This window comes from uncultured Aquimarina sp. (genome assembly GCF_947492115.1).
Lineage (GTDB): Bacteria > Bacteroidota > Bacteroidia > Flavobacteriales > Flavobacteriaceae > Aquimarina.
This window is the reverse complement of sequence record NZ_CANLMM010000005.1, coordinates 471,238-495,811: the sequence shown is the minus strand read 5'-3', so window position 1 is coordinate 495,811 and position 24,574 is coordinate 471,238. Positions and strand designations below refer to the sequence as shown.

Annotated in this window: 20 protein-coding genes; 5 read left to right on the top strand and 15 right to left on the bottom strand. The window is 33.5% G+C overall.

Going from position 1 to position 24,574, the window contains the following annotated elements; translation table 11 throughout:
• Positions 1 to 250: 250 nt before the first annotated feature.
• The 5 genes from Q1A73_RS17625 to Q1A73_RS17605 all read right to left on the bottom strand — a co-directional run bounded on the left by Q1A73_RS17625 (position 251) and on the right by Q1A73_RS17605 (position 4,636).
• On the bottom strand, positions 251 to 1,405 hold the full coding sequence (locus tag Q1A73_RS17625) for a DUF418 domain-containing protein (protein ID WP_299608086.1): 1,155 nt from the start codon (positions 1,403 to 1,405) through the stop codon (positions 251 to 253).
• A gap of 79 nt (positions 1,406 to 1,484) precedes the next feature.
• Positions 1,485 to 2,378: an alpha/beta fold hydrolase gene (locus Q1A73_RS17620; protein ID WP_299608084.1), complete on the bottom strand. Its 894-nt coding sequence runs from the start codon at positions 2,376 to 2,378 to the stop codon at positions 1,485 to 1,487.
• A 114-nt stretch (positions 2,379 to 2,492) separates the two neighbouring features.
• Positions 2,493 to 3,164 carry a hypothetical protein gene (locus Q1A73_RS17615; RefSeq protein WP_299608082.1) on the bottom strand — a complete coding sequence of 224 codons (672 nt, stop codon included), beginning with the start codon at positions 3,162 to 3,164 and terminating at the stop codon, positions 2,493 to 2,495.
• 181 nt (positions 3,165 to 3,345) lie between these two features.
• The gene (locus Q1A73_RS17610; RefSeq protein WP_299608080.1) at positions 3,346 to 4,161 is read right to left on the bottom strand and encodes a LytTR family DNA-binding domain-containing protein; all 816 of its coding nucleotides are present in this window, start codon (positions 4,159 to 4,161) and stop codon (positions 3,346 to 3,348) included.
• Positions 4,162 to 4,282: 121 nt separating this feature from the next.
• On the bottom strand, positions 4,283 to 4,636 hold the full coding sequence (locus Q1A73_RS17605; protein ID WP_299608078.1) for a hypothetical protein: 354 nt from the start codon (positions 4,634 to 4,636) through the stop codon (positions 4,283 to 4,285).
• A gap of 250 nt (positions 4,637 to 4,886) precedes the next feature.
• Between Q1A73_RS17605 and Q1A73_RS17600 the strand changes: the two genes are divergently transcribed.
• Genes Q1A73_RS17600 through Q1A73_RS17590 form a run of 3 tightly spaced genes read left to right on the top strand, consistent with a single transcriptional unit; the run spans position 4,887 to position 6,541 of the window.
• A complete protein-coding gene (locus tag Q1A73_RS17600) occupies positions 4,887 to 5,696 on the top strand; it encodes an RNA polymerase sigma factor (RefSeq protein ID WP_299608075.1) in 810 nt (269 codons plus the stop codon).
• Positions 5,689 to 6,135, top strand: a complete 447-nt coding sequence (locus Q1A73_RS17595) for a hypothetical protein (RefSeq protein WP_299608073.1) — start codon at positions 5,689 to 5,691, stop codon at positions 6,133 to 6,135. The genes Q1A73_RS17600 and Q1A73_RS17595 overlap by 8 nt, the downstream gene beginning before the upstream one ends.
• Complete coding sequence (locus Q1A73_RS17590; RefSeq protein WP_299608071.1) at positions 6,122 to 6,541, top strand: MGMT family protein; 420 nt, start codon at positions 6,122 to 6,124, stop codon at positions 6,539 to 6,541. The genes Q1A73_RS17595 and Q1A73_RS17590 overlap by 14 nt, the downstream gene beginning before the upstream one ends.
• Before the next feature lie 60 nt (positions 6,542 to 6,601).
• Here the strand turns inward: Q1A73_RS17590 and uvrB are convergent, their stop codons facing one another.
• The 5 genes from uvrB to Q1A73_RS17565 form a co-directional block, all read right to left on the bottom strand.
• Positions 6,602 to 8,608: an excinuclease ABC subunit UvrB gene (gene uvrB, locus Q1A73_RS17585; protein WP_299608068.1), complete on the bottom strand. Its 2,007-nt coding sequence runs from the start codon at positions 8,606 to 8,608 to the stop codon at positions 6,602 to 6,604.
• Positions 8,609 to 8,688: 80 nt separating this feature from the next.
• Positions 8,689 to 11,175, bottom strand: a complete 2,487-nt coding sequence (locus Q1A73_RS17580; protein WP_299608064.1) for a T9SS type B sorting domain-containing protein — start codon at positions 11,173 to 11,175, stop codon at positions 8,689 to 8,691.
• Between the two features lie 127 nt (positions 11,176 to 11,302).
• Positions 11,303 to 14,722 carry a T9SS type B sorting domain-containing protein gene (locus Q1A73_RS17575; RefSeq protein ID WP_299608061.1) on the bottom strand — a complete coding sequence of 1,140 codons (3,420 nt, stop codon included), beginning with the start codon at positions 14,720 to 14,722 and terminating at the stop codon, positions 11,303 to 11,305.
• A gap of 26 nt (positions 14,723 to 14,748) precedes the next feature.
• The gene (locus Q1A73_RS17570; protein ID WP_299608058.1) at positions 14,749 to 15,588 is read right to left on the bottom strand and encodes an ABC transporter permease; all 840 of its coding nucleotides are present in this window, start codon (positions 15,586 to 15,588) and stop codon (positions 14,749 to 14,751) included.
• A gap of 4 nt (positions 15,589 to 15,592) precedes the next feature.
• Positions 15,593 to 16,492: an ATP-binding cassette domain-containing protein gene (locus Q1A73_RS17565; RefSeq protein WP_299608055.1), complete on the bottom strand. Its 900-nt coding sequence runs from the start codon at positions 16,490 to 16,492 to the stop codon at positions 15,593 to 15,595.
• A gap of 163 nt (positions 16,493 to 16,655) precedes the next feature.
• On the opposite strand from Q1A73_RS17565, the gene Q1A73_RS17560 reads away from it, so the two are divergent.
• The gene (locus Q1A73_RS17560; protein ID WP_299608053.1) at positions 16,656 to 17,723 is read left to right on the top strand and encodes a hypothetical protein; all 1,068 of its coding nucleotides are present in this window, start codon (positions 16,656 to 16,658) and stop codon (positions 17,721 to 17,723) included.
• 156 nt (positions 17,724 to 17,879) lie between these two features.
• On the opposite strand, the gene Q1A73_RS17555 is transcribed toward Q1A73_RS17560, so the two are convergent.
• Together Q1A73_RS17555 and Q1A73_RS17550 are read right to left on the bottom strand one after the other, a co-directional pair.
• Positions 17,880 to 19,376 carry a tail fiber protein gene (locus tag Q1A73_RS17555; protein ID WP_299608051.1) on the bottom strand — a complete coding sequence of 499 codons (1,497 nt, stop codon included), beginning with the start codon at positions 19,374 to 19,376 and terminating at the stop codon, positions 17,880 to 17,882.
• A 155-nt stretch (positions 19,377 to 19,531) separates the two neighbouring features.
• Positions 19,532 to 20,944, bottom strand: a complete 1,413-nt coding sequence (locus Q1A73_RS17550; RefSeq protein ID WP_299608049.1) for a tail fiber protein — start codon at positions 20,942 to 20,944, stop codon at positions 19,532 to 19,534.
• A gap of 243 nt (positions 20,945 to 21,187) precedes the next feature.
• On the opposite strand from Q1A73_RS17550, the gene Q1A73_RS17545 reads away from it, so the two are divergent.
• Positions 21,188 to 21,880: a hypothetical protein gene (locus Q1A73_RS17545; RefSeq protein ID WP_299608047.1), complete on the top strand. Its 693-nt coding sequence runs from the start codon at positions 21,188 to 21,190 to the stop codon at positions 21,878 to 21,880.
• Positions 21,881 to 21,889: 9 nt separating this feature from the next.
• On the opposite strand, the gene Q1A73_RS17540 is transcribed toward Q1A73_RS17545, so the two are convergent.
• The 3 genes from Q1A73_RS17540 to Q1A73_RS17530 are packed head-to-tail and all read right to left on the bottom strand — an operon-like array spanning position 21,890 to position 24,554.
• Complete coding sequence (locus Q1A73_RS17540; RefSeq protein ID WP_299608045.1) at positions 21,890 to 22,948, bottom strand: nucleoid-associated protein; 1,059 nt, start codon at positions 22,946 to 22,948, stop codon at positions 21,890 to 21,892.
• A 12-nt stretch (positions 22,949 to 22,960) separates the two neighbouring features.
• A complete protein-coding gene (locus Q1A73_RS17535; RefSeq protein WP_299608042.1) occupies positions 22,961 to 23,470 on the bottom strand; it encodes a hypothetical protein in 510 nt (169 codons plus the stop codon).
• A 43-nt stretch (positions 23,471 to 23,513) separates the two neighbouring features.
• Positions 23,514 to 24,554: a COX15/CtaA family protein gene (locus tag Q1A73_RS17530; protein ID WP_299608039.1), complete on the bottom strand. Its 1,041-nt coding sequence runs from the start codon at positions 24,552 to 24,554 to the stop codon at positions 23,514 to 23,516.
• Between the last annotated feature and the right edge of the window lie 20 nt (positions 24,555 to 24,574).

Below are 24,574 nucleotides of genomic sequence, written 5' to 3'. Positions count from 1 at the left end.
TATCAGAAGAATACTCCATCATCCTCCAGCGTATCCCTCCGAAAAAATTGTCCGATCCAATTGAATCATAGCATATAACGTAGTGGTATGTGCACTAGTGTGTATATTTATTATTATGTAACCGTTTACAAACGTATATTAAACGTTTAATTCGACGGTTGTTTTTTGTTTTGTGATCTGAATTTACTAAAAATTCTATCGATTGATATGGTAAGCCTGTTTTATTATCATTTATATTTCTAACCAAGCTTTAAATCCAAGTAGCTTTATACCATAAGGTTTCAAATGGTCCTTGCTTATATTGTTTTGCCCACCATTTACAGAATATACCAGTTACAATTGTAAGTGCTAAACCTATTAATAATCCATAGGTTGCGCCTGTATATTTGTATAAACCCAATCCCCAACCATAGAATATCGCTCCTCCCAGAATGGATTGTATGATATAATTAGACATGCTCATGCGCCCGAACCGAGAAAAATACATCAATACATTTCGAGCTTTTGTTTTATAAAAAAGTAAGGTAATTCCTGACACCAGTACCAGCATGAATGAAAAATTGGTAATGCTAGTTTCTATAGTTAAAGCAGATCTTCGAATTATGTCACTTTCGATAAAATGATCCATGTTTCGTTTTAAAAGATATAACGGAATGAAAGCAATTATTGAAATCTTTAGGATTTGTGTCCAAAATTCTAAGTTCTTATCAGTTTCATGAAATTTTTGATGTTTCCCTAATAGATATCCTAATAGAAAAAGCGCTAGAATAGTGAAAAACCTTCCGTTTTCCCAGTTCCAACGTAAAACGCCTATTTTTCCGTTCGTTAGATTTCCAATTATAGTATCCCATAATGAAGGTTCTCCAACGTATGTTAGCATCTTACCAAAATAACTCCAGGAGATAGGATCATTGATTTTTTCATCGGGATGCTGTAAGGCATATATTAGATTTGACCACTCATATGGTAATACTAAAAGGATTATTGCAATACCTAAAATGATACTGTCTTTCAACTTGGAAAATGGAATTAACAATACTCCTAATACTGCATATATAGTTAATACATCTCCTTGGAAAAATGCTGAATTAAGGATTCCAAAGGCAAATAATAATACCATTCGCCAGGCAAATCTTCCGGCGAAGGATTGTCCTTTTTCCTTTTGTCTAGAAAGCTGAATGGCATAGGTAACCCCAAATAATAAAGCAAAAATAGAGTAGGACTTACCGCTAAATAAAAAGAACATGGTTTCCCATATGGTTCCATCTAGAGTTTTTATCCAAGCTGGTAAGTGTTCGGGAAAGTAATAGATGTCAAAATGTTCTATAGAATGTAAAAGCATGATAGAAACGATAGCGAAGCCGCGCAATACATCCAAGATGTGTATCCTTGTTTTAGTGCTCATTGTTCTTTTTAACTTTTTTAGATATCGTAATGTGTTTTATCAAATTCTAGTCTTTGTTATCGTGCATTTATGACTCATTTTATTCCAAATACTTATTGATAAATGCCATCAATTTCTTAGTATATGCTGCTCCGCCTTGCTCGGCAAGACCTACATGTCCGCCATCTTCCACAATGATAAGTTCTTTATCTTCTGATTTTAGATTTTCAAATAATTGTTTTCCATAGGTAACGTCAATATTTTGATCAGCATCACCATGTGCAATAAGTACTGGTTGTTGAATTTTTTTAACAGAAAGGATAGGTTTTACCTGATCGGGATCGAAATCTGCAATTTCTCCCGCTCTTCGTAGTGCATAATCCGAAATAGGTTTGATAATGATTCCTTTCATCATTTTCTTAGAGTAATCGTATACGATTTGATCCATTTCCGTGAATGTACTTTCGATAACTCCGAATTTAATTCGGTTGTCAAATGCTAATGCTTGGATTGCAATCGCACCACCAAGTGAATTTCCCCATATTCCAATGTCGATATTTTGGTTTTTTGCTTTGATCCAATCTACAATTTTAGAAATGTCTTTTTTTTCATAAAATCCATAGGTGGTAAATTCGCCATCACTTTCTCCATGGGCTCTTCCATCAAAAACTATGGTTTCGATACCCTGTTCCGAAAGTAATTTGGCAACTCCTAATCCATGTTCCTTGCAACTTCCGATTCCGTGTACAAAAATTACAATCGCTTTTTTGGTATCTAGTTTACTTTTTATCCAATATCCTTTGAGTTTTATAGCATCAGTAGCCGAAACTTCAAAAGTTTCGCTTTCCAGTCCTAAATCCGATGGAGCTAGCTTTTCATTAATTCTTAGCGGTTTGATAATAGCATACGGAGCAGAATTGTGAACATAAAAGCCCATAATAATGCCAGCAATGATGACTAAAAACAGAAAAATTTTCAGGATTTTTTTTAGCATATGGTCTATAGGCTTTGGTTGTTATGGTACCAAGTAATTCTAAGTAGGTTCTAAGAAATAAATAAGAAACTCTTACAATATACTTTAATTAAATGAATACTAGCTTAGATGTTTCTAACATTGAGTTGTTTTATCATTTTGGGATTTTTTTAATCCATTTTTGTAGACATAGACCATAAAAGCAATAATTAAAAGCATGCTTAGTACAGATGGGATATATTGACTATGAGGTTGATATTTTTCTAATACCGTTCCCGAAAAAGCGGATAGTAAGGCCGAAAAAGCACTAATCATTTTATAAATATGTTCGTATATCCAAATTCGATGTTTTTTATAAGTACCAATCGGAATTAAATATTTTAGAAAATCATATGTGATTACAAATAGTAAAGCTCCTACTGTACTGTAGATGACTATAGGTGACCAAATCATTCCAATGGATTTAAAATAATACAGAAAATACCCTAATACCAAAAGACTAACCACAGAAGCAAGAATATCTATTTTCTTCGGGATATTGGATTTTAGAAGTAATACCCGATATCCAGAAAATGAAACATACCCGCTTAGTACCGTAATAACTAATAAGAATGTATTTCGTCCAAAGATAAATACTCCCATCAGGCCAGTTGCAATAACAATAGCTATAAGTTTTAAGAAGTATCTTCCAGTTTTGTTATGTGTTTTACCACCTTTGATAGTGGTTAAAGCAATTATTCCGAGTAGGAGTGCTATAGCACCTGTTATAATGTGTACTAAGATGTTTAGTTTATGAGCGATTTCCATAATTAATTATTTTAGAATTCAATATTGTTTGAATTGCAAATAATTGAAATGGAGTTGTTTATAAAAGCGAAAAAGGGTGAGTGGTCTGTGTGATTGGCGAATGATACAAGAAAAAAGGTGAATGGCATTCCATGCAATCTGTATGGAAGTCTTCAAATTCCTTTTTCTTTAATATGTAAGATCACTCGATTTTTATAAGCTTCCGAATCGTATCAATATAACTCTTACTGCTGGTAATAGCTTCTAAATTAATGGTAAAAGCAATAATATAACGACCATTTAGATGAGGTGTTATTTTTTTAATATATGTTTTATTCACAATATATTTTCTATGGACTCTCGAAAAATTTTTATCCAATCGTTTTTCTAGAAATAATAAGGAATAGTCGCATAGTTTTTTTTCACCTTTATCATTATATACAAAAGAATAGTTGTCAAAAGCTTCAAAATAAACAATACTATCAATAGGTATGAGAAGAATATTTTCACCTTGCTTTACAGGAACACTCGTAATATTGGATGTATGTTCTGTTATCGTCGGCTCTTTTTTATCTTCAACCAGTGTAGATTTGGTGGTTTTATTTTTTAAAACCTGGTTTTGAAAAAAACTAAATCCTAATAGTAAAGAAATAATACCGTTAAACCAGTACATTTTTCCGGATGAAAATGGACGAAATTGTTGGCTCTTAAAAATCAGCGATCGGATCAAATGCTCTATTTCTGTAGCCAATATTCCTAGTAAGAAGGATATTATTGTAACAACGATATACATTTTGACTTTTGAAGTGAATAGTGTTGTGAACCATGATTTATTCAATCCAATAGCTACCAGCGTATAACCGATAATAAGACTTGTAGATAGTGATTGGATGCACCATTGTATCCAATTTAGAGAACCATTCATTATATAATTGGCAGTGCCAATTCCGATCCCAACTAATAAAATATGGGGAATGAAACGATTTGCTTTTTTCAATTGAAATGGAGTAGCGGTCATTATAAATTTATCTACTTTCTTAAAAGTACGATTCTAATTTATACAAAAAGTGGAGACAAACGTTAGTATTGTACTACAATTTATCTCCACAATGATGAACAATATTCGTTCTTGACCTATATTAAATAGCTAGTTCGGATTTGTGTAAACTTACCACAGTAAGTACAGCAGCTCCATTAATCCAGTAATAATAGGCATCAATACCTTTAAAGGAAAAAATAAAAGGAGCTATAATAAATACAATAGCTACAAGAAAGTCTACTAATAAATGTCCTTTATAAGGAATCACTTTAATGATACCTAAATGATGATCAGTTAATATGGTCAGTAATAATGCAGCCATACCAGTAGTAACAGAAAGCCATAAAGCTAACGGGTTCGATTGACCTAGGTTTAATAAAAATGGGAGCGCCATTAATGCAATAGCAACAGGATAATCTAAGAAAGCGTGTATTCTTTTGGTTACAAATTTCATAGTTCTTGATTTTAATGATTATTGATATAAGTTGTATCACAATTGTTGTGACTAATTACATCACAAAGGTCCTTTATAATCAAGGTTTTCATGCTACAAAAAAAAGACTAAGAATTGTACTTTTTAACAGTGATGGATAGAAAACTATAGATAGATAATTTGTTAGAACTCATAGTGAATATAGAATAAATGCATAATTTTTCCCATCCTATGTCACACTTATTCAGGTTATTTTGTCTAATATAATAGTATGGATCAAGAAACTTTAGAAACATTAGTGCGTCGTGCAAATACTGGAGATCAGGAATCTTTGGAAAAAATAGTATTGACAATTAAAGATTATGTGTATAATCTTTCTCTGAAGATGTTATTATTTCCTGAAGATGCAAAAGATGCTACTCAGGAAATATTGGTAAAAGTAATCACTCATTTGAGTACATTTAACCATAAGAGTAAATTTTCTACTTGGGTATATCGTATCGCTACGAATTATTTATTAACTCAAAAGCAAAAGAAAGCCAAAGAGTTTCCAATGCCTTTTGCCGACTACGAAGTATTGATTGATTCCGGACATTCTGATCGTGTATCTTATGCTTCTAATGATGGAGAATTGAAGTTGCTAGAAGAAGAAGTAAAAGTAAGTTGTACGCAAGGGTTACTATTGTGCTTAAAACCTATAGATAGGATCATTTATATCCTGTCTGATATTCTAGAATTTAATAGTAAGGAAGGAGCTGCTATTGTAAATATTACTCCCGAAAACTTTAGAAAAAAATTATCGCGTTCTAGAATGAAAATTAGAAATTTTCTAAAAAAAAAATGTGGTTTGGTGAATAGCAATAATCCTTGTAGGTGTGTGAAGAAAATTGATTTTTTGGTAGATCAAAACATTATTGAACCTAACAGATTACGATTTGCTGAACTTAGTAAAAGGAGTATTGACCTGATAGAAAAGATCGATCAAGTGGAAAAATCAATTGCGGTATATCGTTCCGTGCCTTCGTTTACTGCACCAGATATTATTTTTAAAAACATTAAAGCTATTTTATCTCATGAATAAACAAGGTTTTGATCTAAAGACGTTCGTTTTTGTAGTAGTACTTACCAGTATTTGGATTCATATTTCTGAAGTATTTAGATACTTTGTACTAGTCATGCCACGAGTAAAATCCTATTGGAATAATTCTGAATCTATTGCAGATATGAATTGGATGATTTTTGGTATTTGGGGAATATGGGATACAGTCTTAACGGCAATGATAGTATTTACATTTTGGCTATATAGTCAGCGATTTGGAAATACGAATCGTTCGGTTATTTCTTCGGCATTAGTGTCATGGGTGTTTTTCTTTGTGCTTTTTTGGGTTGGCGCTGCCAATATGGGATATTCTGATTGGTCCATACTTTTGATCACTTTACCATTGAGTTTCATAGAGTTGCTTATTGCAAATTTTATAGCTTCTAAACTTTATAAAAAATACGAGTATGCAAAAGTCTAAAATTGTCAATATTCCTGTTACTATGGAAAAATACTTTGGAAAAGGAACAATGCTACATCCTTCTTTAACTGTTATTGAAGAATTGATCAAACAAATTCCGGTTGGAAAAGTGACAACGATTCAAAAGATCGCGTCTCATTTAGCTAAGGCCGAAGGTACAGATGTTACTTGCCCAATTCGAACAGGCAATGCGATCAAAAAAATAGCAGAACGACATACATTGTTGGGTACAGATCTAAAAACTCCTTTTTGGCGAGTCGTACGAAATGACAAAAAACTGATAAAATCAAAAAACTATGAGCAGTCGATTGCTAAGATCCAAGATGAAGGCTTTGAAGTTGATTATACAAAAGGAGGAGAAGCCAAAATCAGCATTACTGATGATGTTATATTTTCTTTTGCATAAAAATTACAAAGAAATGCATATCAATAAATAGGTCACTGTATCCCTCCGTTACTTTTCCTATTAAACTTTTTGATTCTGGATTTTTTCTTGCAACATTTTTATTTCATCTCTTAGTCTTGCTGCGGTCATAAAATCTAACTCTTTTGCAGCTTTTTCCATCTCTTTGCGAACATTTCGAATACGAGTTTCTAGTTGTTCTTTTGTGAAATAAGCTGTTTCTTCTTCTGCAGCTTTTAATGTTGGAGCAGTTTCGAATTGATAAGGCTCTACTTTTTTCCCAGCTAATGCATTATCCAACGACTTTTTAATTGCTTTTGGGGTAATTCCGTGTTTTGTATTGTACGCTATTTGCTTTTCTCGTCGATAATTAGTTTGGTCAATGGTTTCTTGCATGCTTTGTGTAATCTTATCCGCATACATGATCGCCAATCCATTTACATTTCTTGCAGCTCTTCCTATGGTTTGTGTAAGAGATCTATTATTTCTTAAAAAACCTTCTTTATCAGCATCCAGTATTGCTACTAATGATACTTCGGGTAAATCTAATCCTTCTCTTAATAGGTTTACACCAATCAGTACATCAAAAAGACCTTTGCGCAGATCTTGCATAATTTCTACGCGCTCTAGTGTGTCTACATCACTATGAATATATCGACAACGAATATCTATTCTTGTTAGATATTTCGTTAATTCTTCTGCCATTCTTTTCGTTAAGGTAGTCACTAAGATACGTTCATCGACTTCAATACGTTTGTGCATTTCTTCTATCAAATCGTCGATTTGATTTAGGCTTGGTCGTACTTCGATAATAGGATCCAGTAATCCAGTAGGTCTAATAATTTGTTCCACATAGGTTCCCTCGCTTTTTTGCAATTCATAATCAGCAGGCGTCGCGCTTATATATATTATTTGATTTTGTAGTGCCTCAAATTCTTCGAATTTTAATGGTCTGTTATCCATGGCTGCAGGAAGTCTAAAACCATACTCTACCAGATTCTCTTTTCTGGATCGATCACCACCATACATCGCATGTGTTTGCGGAATAGTTACATGACTTTCATCTACAATCATTAAATAATCATCAGGAAAATAGTCTAACAAACAGAAAGGTCTTGTTCCTGGATCTCTTCCGTCTAAATATCTGGAGTAATTCTCTATTCCCGAACAATACCCTAACTCTTTGATCATTTCTAAATCAAAATTAGTACGTTCTTCCAGCCTTTTAACTTCTAGAAATTTTCCTATTTCTTTAAAGTATTCTACTTGTTTTCCAAGGTCTAAGGCTATTTGATCAATAGCACCATGTAATACCTCAGGAGAAGTAACGAACATATTTGCTGGATAAATATTTAGACGGTCATATTTTTCAATGATTTCATTAGTTTGTACATCAAAGGCTTCAATTTCTTCGATCTCATCTCCAAAGAAATGTACTCTAAAGGCATCATCGGCATAGCTTGGATAAATATCTACGGTATCTCCTTTTATCCTGAAATTTCCATGTAAAAACTCTCCTTCCGTTCTTGAATATAAACTTTGTACTAATTTATGAAGTAATGCTGTTCTAGAAACAAATTGCCCTTGCTGAATAGATATTACGTTTTTCTGAAATTCTATAGGATTTCCAATACCATATAAACAAGAAACAGAGGCCACAACGAGTACATCTCTTCTTCCTGAAAGTAGGGAGGAGGTAGCACTTAAACGTAGTTTTTCAATTTCATCATTAATAGATAAATCTTTTTCTATATACGTTCCAGTGGTAGGGATATAAGCTTCTGGTTGGTAATAATCATAATATGAAACGAAATATTCAATAGCATTTTCGGGAAAGAATTGTTTAAACTCCGAATATAATTGTGCTGCTAGGGTTTTGTTATGCGCTAGTACCAAGGTAGGACGTTGTACTTCTGCTACTACGTTTGCTGCTGTAAACGTTTTACCAGAACCGGTAACTCCTAAAAGTGTTTGATATCTTTCCCCTGCTTTAATAGCATTTGCAAGTTGTTTTATAGCTTCCGGTTGATCTCCGGTTGGACTAAATTCAGATTTAAGTTCGAACTTCATTATATAGGCCTATCTTTTCTGAATAAAGATACAGAATACTACTATGATTTCTCAAATAGAGTATAAGTTTTAGGGAAAGTTTATCGTATGAGAGAAAAGCTTCCGGTTCTCACCCTTCCATCATCTAATTCTACCCGATACCAATATTCACTAGAGGGCATTAAAGCACCACTGTAAGTTCCATCCCATCCATTACCAGAAGGGACTAGCTGCTTTAGAAGTTTACCGCTTCTGTCAAAAATATATATGATAGAATTTCCAAGTACCTGCGCAGAAATACCTTTTACATTCCAGGTTTCATGAAAACCATCTCCATTAGGAGTAAAGTATTTAGGAAATCCAACTACAGAAATATCCTGAGTAGCTTCAGGACCACATCCATTTTTATCTCGAACATAAACCGTATGAAAACCAGGTGGAACATCTATAAAAGTTGGACTATCCTGATATGTTCTGATACTACTCCCGTTAAAAGCAATAGCATATTCATAATCCCCAGATCCAGATACATTGATGGTTATCGTATTATTATCTGAAGCATCATTAATTTCTATAGGTTGGATAATAGTTGCGGGTGTAGAAAGAGAAACTGTTACGGTTCTCATTTTAGCACAATTTGTTATGCGATTAGTTACCAGGACTTCATAAGTTCCTTCTTGCATTATGCTAATAGTTTCAGAGGTTTCACCAGTAGACCATAAATAATTAAAATCATTAGGGTTAATTCCAGGTTGGATACCAGCATTAATAGATACGCTTTGATTTGGACATATAATCACATTTTCTTGTTCTTCTATATCAGGTAATGGATTGACAAAAAGAGCTACTTCGTTAATACCAAAACACTGATTTAAATTGTCCTCTATTCTAGCGTAGATGATATCTTGGCCTTGCGTTCCAGATGTTACGTTAGTATAAATAGTGATAGCATCATTTTCACTAAGGGCGTTTTCGATAGTTTCGTAGTATGCTACAGAAAGGTTTGGGTTCCCGATTCCAGATAGTATTTGACTATCTGCTTGTGTTAGATCAAATTCACTAAAACCATCTTCAACACCATCATCATCACATTGGGCTAGTGATGCGTTATTGGCAGAGGTGACACTTACTAATAGATCTAAAGTAGTCACTTTAAAACAACTATTAGTATTGTCGATAACACGCGCATATAATTGTTGATTCGGAATCGCATTTTGATAATTGGTTATGTTCGTGATAGAGGGAGAACCATTATTTGCTGAGTTTAGATCTTCAAAAAAAAGAACAGAACGATCAGCGATTCCACCAGTTATAGAATTTATCGCTTCTGTAAGGTTGAATAAGGTAATCCCATCGGTAGGATCGTTATATTCATCACATTGTATTAGTGATGAGGTGTTCGCTATCGGTAAAGGGTCGACTTCAAGCTCAAAACTTACGGTACGGAAACAAGAAGTTGATCCGTTTTCTTGTACTCGAGCATATATAGTTTGAGGATTTGAGGTGTTTATATATGAAATTGTTTTATCAATCACATTCATAGCTGTATCAGCATCGGATTGCGATAGGTGATAGGAAACAGTATAATTTGAAGGGTTTAGACCATTAAGAATTTCAACATCTTTAGTGCTTAATAAAAAGTCAGAAAAACCATTGGAATCATCTCCGTCATTCATATTATCACATACGGTAAAGTTACTTGGAGTACGTATTGCTGGACCAGGATTAGCGATTAATAAGAAAGTATCTATTATGAAACACTCCGTTATTGTATTTTCGATTCGTACATAAATTGTTTGATTGTTTTGTATACTTAAATAAGGACTGCTTAGAGGATTATTACCTAAACTAGCGTCTTCTTCCGTACTATGATATGTAATTACAGTATTTGTTTGAGTTCCTAATATTGCAGCTGTGTTACTTTCTAAATCAAAGTTGGTCTGACCATCATCTGGATCAGAAACAACATCACACTCTGTTAGGTCCAAGTTCACAGGAGTTCCAGTATCCGCAGTGTTAATCGGAGAATCTGGTAATACGGCTGTTCCTGTAAACTCCAAATCAAAACCACCATTTTGAGAAAAGTTATCAATCAAAATATAATACTCTTCTCCTGCTAGCGCATCGATAGATCTAACAAAACCATTTCCTTCACTTCCAGGCCCTTCACTCAGATCTGTTTCTGTATCGTTAAGACCTGTAAGAGTAGATACTCCCGCTGCTGGAGGATTCGTAGAAGAACATCGTATTGAACTACCTAAAGCATCACAGGTTACATTTGGGCCATAAACAGCAAAATCATAATCTTCTTCAGGACTAGTTGCTTCTGGTGTAATGGTAAAAGCTAAGGTACCAGATTGTACAATATTAACCCTAATCCATAAACTTTGACTTTCGGAAAATGAGCAATCTGGAGGATTGCTATTAGGTGATGCAAAATCATTTGTACCCACACCATTAGAGTTTAACTCTAAATTTGTATTACCACAAACAATGATACTATTAACACAGTCAGTAGGTTCATTTTGCGCATTACCGTTAAAAAATGATATTAAGAATACAAAGCCAAAAAGTAAAATCTTTTTCATCAAAGTCTTAGTTACCCCGCGAATATACTAAGAACTCATCTGCGGAATTGCTTTAGGTTAAAAAAATATACGATAATTGTATGATTCAGATTGTTTAAAAATGTCTAGAGGGGATAAATTGTTGTAATTATCTTATTAGAGAAAAACTACCAGTTCTTATACGACCATCTTGAAGTTCTACACGGAACCAATATTCACTAGAAGGCATTTTAGCACCACTATAAGTACCATCCCAACCATTACCAGAAGGGACCAATTGTTTTAGGAGTTTTCCACTTCTATCGAAAATATAAATAATAGAATTGCCTAGTACTTGTGCAGAAATACCTTTTACATTCCAGGTTTCATGAAACCCATCTCCATTAGGAGTAAAATATTTAGGAAATCCAACTACAGAAATATCCTGAGTAGCTTCAGGTCCACATCCATTTTTATCTCGGACATAAACCGTGTGAAATCCAGGAGGAACATCCGTAAAGGTTGAGCTATCCTGATATGTTCTGATACTACTCCCATTAAAAGCAATAGCATATTCATAATCTCCAGAGCCTGATACATTAATGGTCACCGTATTATTGTCTAAGGCATCATTAATTGCGATAGGCTCTATTATGCTTGCTGGCGAAGATGATGTTACGGTTATGGTTCGATCTTTAGAGCATCCTGTAAGTTGACTTGTCATAGTAAGCACATAAGTTCCTGCTTGGGATACACTTATAGTCTCGCTGGTTTCTCCGTTTGGAGACCATAAATAATTGAAATCATTTGGATTTCCAGAGTCTAATCCAGAGCCAATAGTAATGATTGTTCCTTCACACAAAAAGGCTTCGGCTAATTCTTCTATATCAGGTAATGGATTTACAAAAAGCGCTACTTCGTTAATACCAAAACACTGATTTAAATTATCTTCTACTCTAGCATAGATAATATCTTGACCTTGCGTTCCAGATGTTACGTTAGTATAAATAGTGATAGCATCATTTTCACTAAGGGCGTTTTCGATAGTTTCGTAGTATGCTACGGATAGATTTGTGTTTCCTATTCCAGAAAGTACTTGCATGTCGGCTTCTGTTAGGTCAAATTCTCTGAATCCATCTTCAATACCATCATCATCACAGACGTTTAATATGGCATCATTTGCCGAAGTAGTACTTACTAATAAATCTAAGGTAGAGATCCTAAAACATCCTGTTATATCATCAATTACTCTAACGAATAATTGCTGATTTGCAGTGGTATTTTGATATGTATTCGTATTAGTAATAGATGATGTGCCTACATCCGCAGAACCCATATCTTCAAAAAATAGAACAGAACGATCCGGAGCTCCTTCTGTAATTTGATCTATTGCTTCGTTCAGGTTGAATAAAGTAATACCATCATTTGTATTTAAATATTCATCACATTGAGATAAAGAAGTATTATTGGCAACAGGCAATAAATTAATGGTAACTGGAATCTCCAGAGTATCAAAACAATCCGTATTTAAATTGTTTTCTAACCTAGCATACACTGCAGGCATGGTGTTAGACAATACTGCATTTGTTGGGTCAACTATGGGATTTGTATTGTTTTCTGCATCTACTAATGTATTATGGTAACTTAAGTTGAAATCAGCAGTACTTTGACTTCCATAGATATCATTATTGGCTGTAGTTAAATCATAAGTAATCATTCCATTGGTATCATTTCCATCATCAGCATTATCACAGGAAACAACTGAATTTGTAGGAAATGCGGTTGGAGTATCAAAAACTTCTATGAGAAAGCTCGCTGTGTTATAACAATTTATATTATCCACATTTTCTATTCTGATAGCGATGGTTTGTGGATTATTCTCTGTAATAAAGTTTTGTGGTAATTCATTATTATTCGCATCAGCATCTGCTATTGTTCGAAAATAGCGAACTTGAAATTGAGTAGGATCTTGAGTTCCAAGTACTGTAGAAGTGTAAGTTGATAAATCTATTTCTGTTAATCCATCATTATTGTCATCACAAATCATTTCTGTTGCTGGGATAGCTGCTATCGTAGGAACTTCGAAAAACGTAACATTTGCAACTCCTACTAGTGGACAACTTCCATCATTAAGATCAACTTCTAATCTGTAATTTCCAGGAGTAGTTATATCTAAGAAAAATGTATTATTTGTAATTTGAACATCATCTACAAACCAAGTGTAAGTGGCTGTTGGAATATCTTGATGAGCTAATCTATAGGTGTCACCATCACACAACATAAGATTTACGTTGTTAGGATCACCACTATTTATGATATCAATCGTTTGGGCAAAAATTGATTGAATGAATGGAGGTAGTCCTATTCTAGATCCTCTATTTCCATCAATATTTATTAATAATCCTTGATCTCTGTAGGTAATATTTGCGGCTATTTCTTCGGGATTCTCGATAACACCAAGATAGTTTCCAACTCCTGAGTCAAAATCATATAAAGCTCTGTATATCTTTCCGTCAGGTCCTAATTGTAACGCACCAGCGCTAAAATTGGAAGTTTCTTGACCATTTTCGTTTATAATCCTAGTACCACTGGCGGCAATTTGATCATTAGGTAAGGTTAAATCGAACTGCATTAGAAATCCATCTCCAAAACCACCTATGCCTAATCCGACTGTTGTATACAAACGTTGTCCACTTTGAGAAAATTCAATACCATACGGCGCATCTCCGCCATATAATTCCACCTCATTGCTCACAATTCCGGTACTACTATCAAAATCATAAAACAGCACTTTTCCAGGACCATCGCCTCCTGTGATTCTTGATAAACCAAAATGTACCACAGCCAATTTATCTCCTTCTGGCGAGGCTTTGAGATACCCCAAAGCATTACGTCTATATCCTGAGATAGGAACAATTACTCCTACTTGCGAAGTAACGGGAGTAGTATTTACTCCAGTTTGATCTACACTAAACGCATAATAGGTATCTATAAAATGAGTGATTACCCAAAATGAATCGCAATCATCACTTTTAACTGCAGTAATTTTTTCGGAACATTTATATAGGCTTTCTCTGGTGTCCGATGTATTGTACGTTATTAATGGAAGGTTTTTTTGTCCAGAAACGACCGCTCCATTTCCACCGTCTAGAGACATATCAACTACCGAATATAAGAGTCCGTCATTTACACCATCACCATCGGAAGTACTACTATCATTATCAGCATTGAAATGATGAGGTTCATCTACCGTAAAAACAATGTAAATATTTGGAGTATTTGGTTGTGGAACAATAAGAGCCGAGGATGTACTGGAGGTATCTCCTCTTAAATCTGTACCATTTTGCATTGGAACATGATTTCTGGTAAAGATGGTAGATCCATCTGTGTAGAAAAGAAGGTTTCCAGTTGCATCAGAAATTGTCGTGCAACCTTCTAAAGTATTTACTCTACCATTCGTAAGTGGAGTGGGAGGTGTTGTACTAAAATTTATCCCCGCATTTTGTCCAAAATACCAATTGTTAGCTTCTCCTTGTCCAAAAACGGAGAAGCTAGCAAATAATAATAGAACAAAAATTACTTGTTTCATGAATTGAGTTCGAAAACTCAAATATATTATAAATCTCTCTTTTTAAGAAGATAATACGAAAGTCTCACAAATATTGCTGTCCAAACTAATACGATTAGTATCTCATACCAGTGTACAGCATAGTCTCTTTGGAAGTTTTCACCTAGTTGATTCGCTGCTGATTGTATGAAATTTAATCTTGTTATAGGTTCATTGATCAAATTAGACATACTATCCAAAGGTAAAAATGGTATTATTTTATCAATGATGTCCGAATCGAATTTCCATTTTATCAAACCAGAAAACAATCTAAAAGCCCCTTCGATAAGTTGCCAGAAGATTAAAAATCCTAAAGCAAATGCGGAGCGTTTAATGAGAATTCCTAAAAACATACAGAAAGAAAAGAAACCTACTAGCTTTAGGAAATACGCGAAAATAAATTCTAAATCAGAAAATATAATAGATACTTCGTTATAGTCTGAAAATACTAATCCAAGTATAAGTGAAACTAGGAATAAAAAGATCGTAGAGACTAAAGAAAATAGAACTACTGTAAGAAATTTAGAAGCTAAGAACTCTTTTTTGCTTAATCCATCTATTAAATTTTGTTTTAAAGTTCTGTTAGAATATTCATTGGCCATTATGGAAACGATAACAATAGCTAAGAATAATTTTAACCAAGCAGCAATCCAAGAATTGAAGTGCCAGATATAAGGAAAGTTAAAAATTCCTTGATCTGCTAATCTAAAATTAACTCCGCCAAAACTGAATTCATAGGAAGCAATTAGAGAAATTAATAAGATTAAAACAAAATATGTGATCGTCAACACCTTCGCCGACTTATTGTATCGTAATTTTTGAAATTCTATATTGAGTAGTCGTAACATGGCTTTAGTTTAAATTGTTGGTTAATTGTAAGAATTGTTCTTCTAAACTTTCTTTTCGTTTTACAAGATGTGTTAACGTAATTCCAGCTTGGTGCAATTGCTTATTCAGACTTTCAGCATCCAATTCTCTATTTAGGAATGCAATAATTTTGTCGTCTTCCTCTTTTACGTTTCCAAAAATATCTTGCTCTGATAACCACTTAATGAGCACACTGTTTTGATTACTATTTAATTCGAAGAAACCATGACTAGCGTTCATTTCATCTACGGGACCAGAATATAGTTTTACTCCTTTTCGAATAATAACTACATGGCTACATACTTTTTCCACTTCATCTAATAGGTGAGAAGCTAATAAAATGGTAGTTCCCTGTGAAGCGATAACTTTTATGATTTCTCTGATCTGATGAATTCCTTGTGGATCTAGTCCATTAGTAGGTTCATCAAGTATTAGAATCTCAGGATCGTTTAATAAAGCAGAAGCAATCGCTAATCTTTGTTTCATACCTAAAGAAAACGTTCTGAACTTACTATCCTTACGGTCCAAAAGACCTACTAATTCCAGTTTTTCTTCGATTTTATTTGTTGAAACCCCCTTGATCTGACATACTAGTTTTAGATTTTGTGCTGCTGTCATGTAAGGATAGAAATTTGGACGCTCGATTATAGCTCCTACCTTTTTTAAGGCTTCATGGGTAGATGTAGATCCATCGAACCAAGTAAAGTCTCCCGAACTTCTATTTACTACATTAAGAACAATACCTAGGGTAGTGGATTTACCGCTTCCATTAGGTCCTAAAATACCGTATACGTTCCCTTTTTTTATCGTAAAGGAAAGATCGTTAACGGCTGTTATACTTCCGAATCTTTTGGTAAGATTCTTCAAGGTTAAAATGGTTTCCAATTGTGATTATTTTTTGGTGGTTATATTAAACTAGACGACTACACCAAGATTTTGTTACAATAAAAAATAGAATCTTAGACTTTAAAGGTTTTTACAATGAATATTGGAATAAGGTTGTTGAAGTGCGTTTCTTTTGTAAATTGCCACTAGAAAGTAGTTGCGTATGGATGAGAAATTGATGTCTAAAAAAAAACCTACCTATCCGATCAATGATAGTTTAGATAGTTATTTAAAGGAATGTAATCGTAAGATAAAAATCCCAGTATTTTATGATGATTTATTGCGGTTTTCAGGTTCGATTGTAGTGTATGATAACAATGATGAAGATACTTTATGGGTGCGTGTATATTATGAAGAACATGAGCGACCAGAGATTGAATCTAGCCTAAAAAAAGTATACACCATCTTACATTCTGATGGTAATGAGGATGCGATTGAGTTTTTAAATATTGATGCGATTGATTATTGTACGTTTGGAAATTCTAAACCGTTTAGAGTACGAGTTCGAAATATATTAAATGATAACTATACGTACATTTATGTAAAAAAGGCAGATGCATCTCGTATTTATGGGTTGGAATTAGAGCATATGTTCTCACCAAATAGGATTAATTTTTTGGTATATAAAAACACATTGATCGAAGAGCATATTGCAGGCATTCCTGGTGATGTGTTTATCAAAGATTTCTTGCCAGACCTAAGTGACCAGGCAAAAGCACAAATTGCCAAGGAATTTGTAAAGTTTAATGAACGTTGTCAAATGCGTTTATTGGGGGATATGCGTTCTTATAATTACGTGATTATCCCAATTCATGATTTTGATCATGTTCAGTATCGCATACGAGCCATAGATTTTGATCAACAATGTTTTGAAGGGAAATTAAAAGTATATCAACCACAATTCTTTAAAGAAAACTTTGATATGGTGGATATCGTTTTAAATAGGTTACAACCAAATTCAATTGAACAATACAAGAAAGAAGAACGTTCTGTTTTGGCAAAAAGGATACTAAATTCTAGATCTCGTTATGAAACGTTAATCGCTTGTATGTGTGCTGATACGATTTCTACCGAAGAACATTTAAAAGAACTACGAGAACATCTTTATAATTTTACATTGGATCTCAAATTTCGTAGAAGTAAATCCATGGGCGAAGTACTGAAAACTGCATTGGATTTTGTAAGAAGAAATTATGAAAATGTAAATATGAATCGATTGTTGGAAAGGTGATGAAGGTCGTACGTCCAGTGTTAGGTAATGGAAGTTTGAAGTCGGAAGTATTATATCAGATGTTTGTTATTAGATTTTTGAAGTTAGAAGACCGATGTCACAAGTCTAATTATGTATTACACTCCTGACATCGGATATCCAACATCTGGCCTCAGACTATTTTAGTCTAGCTTCTAGCGCAGCATTTTTCTTTTTAAGTGTTTCTACCTCTTTTAGGAGAAAGTCCGTCTTTTTATTCTGTTCGATCATGTAAAGTGTTAGCTGTTCGATTTTTTCGAGTAATTTTTTGTTCATTTCTCCTAATTGGATACCATTTTGAGCTACTTCTGCTGCAGAAGGGATGTTTTCTAAATGTCCATTTTCTGAGATATGTTGTTCTACTTCTTGTAGTGTAGGCAAATTGTAGTCTTCTTCAAAGACATAATCTGGCCAGCCTACTAGATCTACTTTTACTTCTTGAGTATGAATATTACCGTTTACAGCTAATTTAGCATCGGGAGTATTTGTTCCAATTCCAACATTTCCGTTTCCATTAATCTTTAATAATCTATCTCCATTAGAGTTCAAAAAATGAAAGCCTCTATTGGTAGATAATTGTTCTTGAAAGTACATACCTCTATTTTGTTCTCCAGATGATTGCGCATCATAATACATTTGCCCATAGTTATTACCAAATTCAAAAGCATTGCTGCCATCAGAGGAAGAATCGACAGAAACCGAACCATTAACTATTTTAAGCTTTTCTTGAGGATTAGTAGTTCCTATTCCAACATTACCAGAGTTTGGTTGTAATATAGTTCTGCTTCCTCTATAAATTCTAATATGTTCATAAGAATTGTTTTCATCATTTGTTGCCACTTTTAGATAGTTGTTATCTCCATTATATGTGATAAAAGCTCCAGATTGGTTAAGATTTGTACCACCAGGATACTCATTCCAACGAATGGTTCCACTTTCTTCTTGATTTATTGAACTATTATGCAAAATTATATTTCCATCGAATGCAGAGATATTTCCATTTACTTGCAGTCTTTCATTAGGTTCAGTAGTTCCTATTCCTACATTACCCGATACTGCTAAATGCGTATTAACAGGTAATTGTGTAGACGCTTCATAACCAATACTTACTCCTCTATACTGCGATTTATCACCAACATCAGGTTGTAAATGTAGGGTAGAATAGTATTTTCCATAACTAGCAACATCAGAATGTCGAGCGATTATCCAGGCTTTTCTATCGTTAAATCCAATTGAATTACCGAATTCCATTCCACTATTAGAACTTCGTGATTTAAAAAATAGATTTCCACTACTGGAAGCTGTTGGATAAGATGCTGTACCATTTGGTAAATAGATGCTAAGTTTTGCATCTGGATTAGTTGTTCCTATTCCAACATTTCCGTTTAGGTTAACTCTAAAAAGATTTTTATAAGTGTTTGTTGCATTAAATTCTGAAAAGTCTTCAATTGAAAAAGCATTGCCATCATTCCATAATCCTAAGGAAAGTCTATTCCATTGAATTAGATGTCCACGATATAGCTCTCCAGCGCTATTTGTGTGTTCCAGATAATGTCCTTGATTAGTTGGTATTTGTGCCATACCACAAAATGATATCATTACAAATCCTATTAGTAAAATTACATTTTTCCTCATGTTTAATTTTTAATTGGTTTTAATTTGAAATATTTCTATCCCAAAAAAAATATAATGCTTTTAGATATGTGTCATATGGAGACTAAATGTTACTGTGAAAACTCGGATTTTCTAAAAAAAAACATTTACTTTTTAATGTTTTATAAACCATTGTTCTAGCGCTTTACTTGTTGTTTTAAAAGATTGATTTCCTCTTGTAACATTTCAGATTTCTTAATAAGCTGCTCTGTCTTTTTATTCTGTTCAATCATGTAAAGTGTTAGCTGTTCGATTTTTTCGAGTAATTTTTTATTCATTTCTCCTAATTGGATACCATTTTCAGCTACTTCTGTAGCAGAAGGGATATTTTCTAAATGTCCATTTTCTGAGATATGTTGTTCTACTGCTTGTAGTGTAGGTAAATGATAATCCTCTTCAAAGACATAATCTGGCCAGCCATTATACAGAGCAACTTTTACTTCTTCTGCAGCTATTTTACCTTTTACACCTAATTTGTATCCTTGAGTATTATTTGTTCCGATACCCATATTTCCTTTAAAGTAAGTATCTCCCGAGTTAGATTGAATAGTATAAATATCAGTATTATCGTAGCTTTTTATTTTGAAGAATTTGTTTCCAGAAATTTCTTGAAGCACTAGATTAGATGAAGCTCCTGTACCTTCTTGTTTAAAAACCCATGGTCTTTCAGTGGACAGTTTTAAGATTTCTGCTCCGTCTCCAGAACTTTTTATTTCTAATCTAGCTGATGGACTAGTGGTTCCTATACCTACGTAACCATTTTTGTTAATTGATAGTCTAGCAGTAGGAGCTTCTGTAATGGTACTGGAGGTACCTAAAAAAAAGTTCCCATGTGTAGGGTCAAAACGTATTTCTGAAGAGTACTTAGTAGCATCTAGATCAACAGCACCTGAGGGTTTATATAAAAAACCAATTACTTTATGTCCGCCATCATGAAATGTATAAGCGTTACCAATTTGAAGTTTTTCTTCTGGATTTGTTGTTCCTATACCCACATTACCATTTCCTTGAACTGTCATTCTTGGATTTCTGCTATTAGATCCTGTATTAAAGTAAATCCCATCATAAGCATTGATATCTAATCCGTCTGGGCTGTTATCCCCATCATCATATGTTAAGATGGATAAGTTATACTTATTAGTTGCGGAAAAACCTTCTCTAAAGAAAAGCCCTTTTTGATTCCCTAATTGATAAGCATCCAATAACAAAGACCCCTCTACGTGGAGTTTTTCAACAGGATTTGAAGTTCCAATACCAAAATTACCTGCACCATTTAATTTTGCTCTTTCGATACCACCACTTAAGAAAAGAATAGAATATTTATTGTTTTCATTTTCACCAGCATCCAAATAAATATGGTCAAATCTGGATTTAAATAACCATTTCCCAGGAAATGTGCCGCCAAAACTATGGATTCTATTGAAACCTCCATTTGCACTTGGAAATTGTAACTGATGTAATCCCATATTTAAATCTTGAGTTTGTGTTTGAGCTTTTAAACTATAAATAGCTCCAATAATTAGAATGATGAATGCAATATTTTTTCTCATGTTTCTTTTTGATTATTTTTAATTTGCAGCATTTTAGACTCTGAAAAAAATGGCGCTTTTATATACGTGTCATTTGATTACTAAATGTTACCCTAAAAATTTAAGTTTTTCTTTTTTTGTTAAAAATCAGGCGCAAAAGTATAGAAAATGGATGGATTAGGGTTTCGTTTTTAAAAGGAATTGAAGCGGTGTTTTTTGTAACAAAACAACATTAATTGTCACTTATATGTAAAGTGTATTTTTATGAAAATAAATCCTTGGGCTTTTGGTGGTTTGTTTTTATTGGTATCTTCTATTTGGATGTATCATAATTTTGAGCTTCCTACCTTTTATCCTTTTGAGAAAACAGGGACAGTCAAAGCAGTTGCTTTTCAAGCTAAATTAGTAGTTCCTAGATTGCCTGGTATTGGAGGTGAGCATGATCAAATCGTACATTTTATCTATAAGATTGACAATATAGTATATGTGTCTAAACATAGAGCATATAGGTCTGGACAGTTTCAGGCAATTGGAGATTCTTTATTAGTTCGATATAGTGTAAACAATCCACAAAGAACAGATCCAACTCGATATTATCATAATGTATCTAGCAAACCAAGATATGATTATTTTAAAAAAAGTTTTTTACATACAAAGTCAAATGGGTACACAGCATTAGATCTACATGCCAATATATTTACCTATGAAGATTATGGTGCATACGGTAAGCTCTTGACAAAAACTACGGGTACTCACAAAATGCAAGACTCTACACTTGTTTTGACTCCCTTGATTTATTATAAGAATAGAAAAGTAGGAGATAGCATAATTGAAGAACCTAAACCGATGAATGAAGATTTTGAAAAAATCTATTTAAGTACTTTTAAACTAAATCCCAGTGGCAATCTTATTGAGATAAATTCAAATCTTACTTTTAACTTAACTGGTCAGAAGTAAGCGGTTTGGTTAGTCTTTTTGCTCTTTGTTAAAGTATACCAGGTAGTAGTACATTTGCTTTTCTTCATCCCAACCTTTTTCTACAAATTTTTCTGCAGATTCTGGATTGATAAAATCCATTTTAATTTGGATGTTGGTATCTAAATTAATCGTGTTTTTGATCTTTTTCCTAGCTGCAGAAACTGCAGTATTAGCAATAGGAAATTCTGTAAGATCTTCGATATGATATTTTGGAGCCTTTTCAGTTTTGTAATGTTTAAACTCGGGAATTAGATCCGGATTATCGATTACTTCATTTAAAAAAGCAGATTCTTCGAAGGTGTCGTTTTTGGCAAAGTGATTTACAGCACGATTCATAAACATCACTTCTTCTTTTTTGTCTTCTGCTGGTAGTACTACATCTTTAGCAAAATCCTGGCAGAATTTCATATACTTCTTGGTATAAAAATTTTCATCTGCAAAGGCTTCCACTCCTAAGAAGTGTTCTAACCAATACTTTGTGTCATAACGGTTAGAATCAACAGAAAGAATTTTATATCCTTCTTCTTGTTTATGATTAAAAATTAAACATCCTTTATCTAATTTATTTAGATTTACACCTTGTTGATGTAGTAGTTCTATATTCGTTCCTTTCTCTGCAAACTGAAGGAAATCATATTTCAATTCTGACTTGAAAATCCCTACGGCATTTGTTTTTTCATTATCTATAGAAAGATTCTCTAAATACACTACATAGACTTCTCCACTTTTGATATGCGGATGTTGGGATTGTTCATATAAAAGGGAAGCAATTCTCTTTGATTTTTCGTGAGCCGAAGATGGGTTATTGAATATTTCGGTAACGATTTTATATAGCGGATTAAATTCTACATCTACCTCATTGGTAAACTGAAAGTAATTCTCCTCTTTTTCTCTAAACGGTTTAAAAAAGTATTCCTTTAATAAAGCGGTTAACTCGTCATTAAGTGTGTAAGGAGCATCGGATAGAAATATGTTTTCATTTCTGCTCTTGTTACCTATTTTGTGAATCGATAACGATTCAATTTGGGTGCTATATAAATTGATCATACTTTCTTAATTTCAATTCCAATGTTCATCAAAACCTAATTCATCGTAATCATCAAGGTCTAAAAAGCCTTCCCCTTCATCATCTTGGTCTAAATCATCAGCTTTAAACTCTTTATCGGGCGCATTATCTGGTATTTGTCCGTGTACGAACATTACATTAGGATATTCTCTTCCGTTTTCATATTCAGCAATTTCCGCAAGCTCAACCAAAAATGTCCACATGCTTAAGAAGTCATAGACATAAATCAATCTAGGCGATGCCTCGTGTACCACATCGATTAATGTTGTTTCGTTCATTAATCGTACTGGCTGATTACCATCACTCATATCAAAAAGAGATATCTCTTCTCCTTGATTCCATTGCTCATCACTGACATAAAAAGAGGCCATTTCCATGCCATCAAAACCAAAGGATTGGTTAATAACATTATGAAACTGCTCTAATGTAGCGTCTTGTTCGATTTCGATATCTCTAAATACGTCTTCTTCTGTATCTAGGATAATTCTGAAACGGTAAACCATTCTTGTTTAATTTGGATTTGCAAAGATACAAACTTGTTAGTGACTATTTTAAATTTTCAGACGTCAATCCCTTTTTTTTAAACACTTCGAGTAGGATATAAAACTGAACTCCAAATAGTAAAGATGATATAACTAAATGTAAGGGTTGTGAAAGGAAAGGGAAATCAAAATAATACATTAAAATTCCAGTAAACGCCTCTAAACCGATAAAGGCAATGACCCAATTTAATTTAGATAATCCAAGTTGCATTTTGTTATTATACCACAACAGCCATAAGTTAATCAACACGATAAGGATAGAAAATGATCGATGAATATAAAAGTTCATTGTAGGTGGATCTAACCATTGAGATTTTGCTAGTTCACCAACAATTTTGATTTGTTCATCCACATACTGTCTTACCTGAGTACCTAAAGCAACCTGAACTAAAGTAAGCACTGCAGAAAAAAACAATACATTCTTAAAAGTTGAACTGATTTTGAATGTTTTAGTCTCCTTTTTTGTGAGAAATAAAATGTATAGCAATATGGCTAGTATTATAAATGCTACTAACATATGTATTGTAATTCTTAGCGGAAGAAGATTAGAATCTACTACTATTTTACCTAACCAAGCTTGAAATGCCATTGCTATAATGGTGAGTCCCGCATACAGCGTTATTTTTCTTTTTTCTTTCCAGAACCAAAGCGAAAGAATAAACATTAAAAGAATAGGGATTCCAGATACTACTGTAACCAGTCTATTAATATATTCGATCCAAGTATGCCATACATTAAATTTAGCATAGTCATGCTTTGTATAGGGTTCCCAATTGGTAGTTTCATATGTTGATGTAGATGTAAAATCTTTATTGGCGATTCTTAATTCTTCATCTACTATTACAATAAACCCTTCCTCATATTCATGATTGGGTTTCCATTGTATTTGACTTTCTTCGGTAGGAGGGATATAATATCCGAAGCATTTTGGCCAATCCGGACAGCCCATTCCAGAACCCGTCATTCTTACCACAGCACCTGCAATAATGATTAAATAGATAAGGACTACAGACGTAACTACAAGCGGTCTAAAATATTTTTTCATGTGTTAAGAATCTAAGTTTT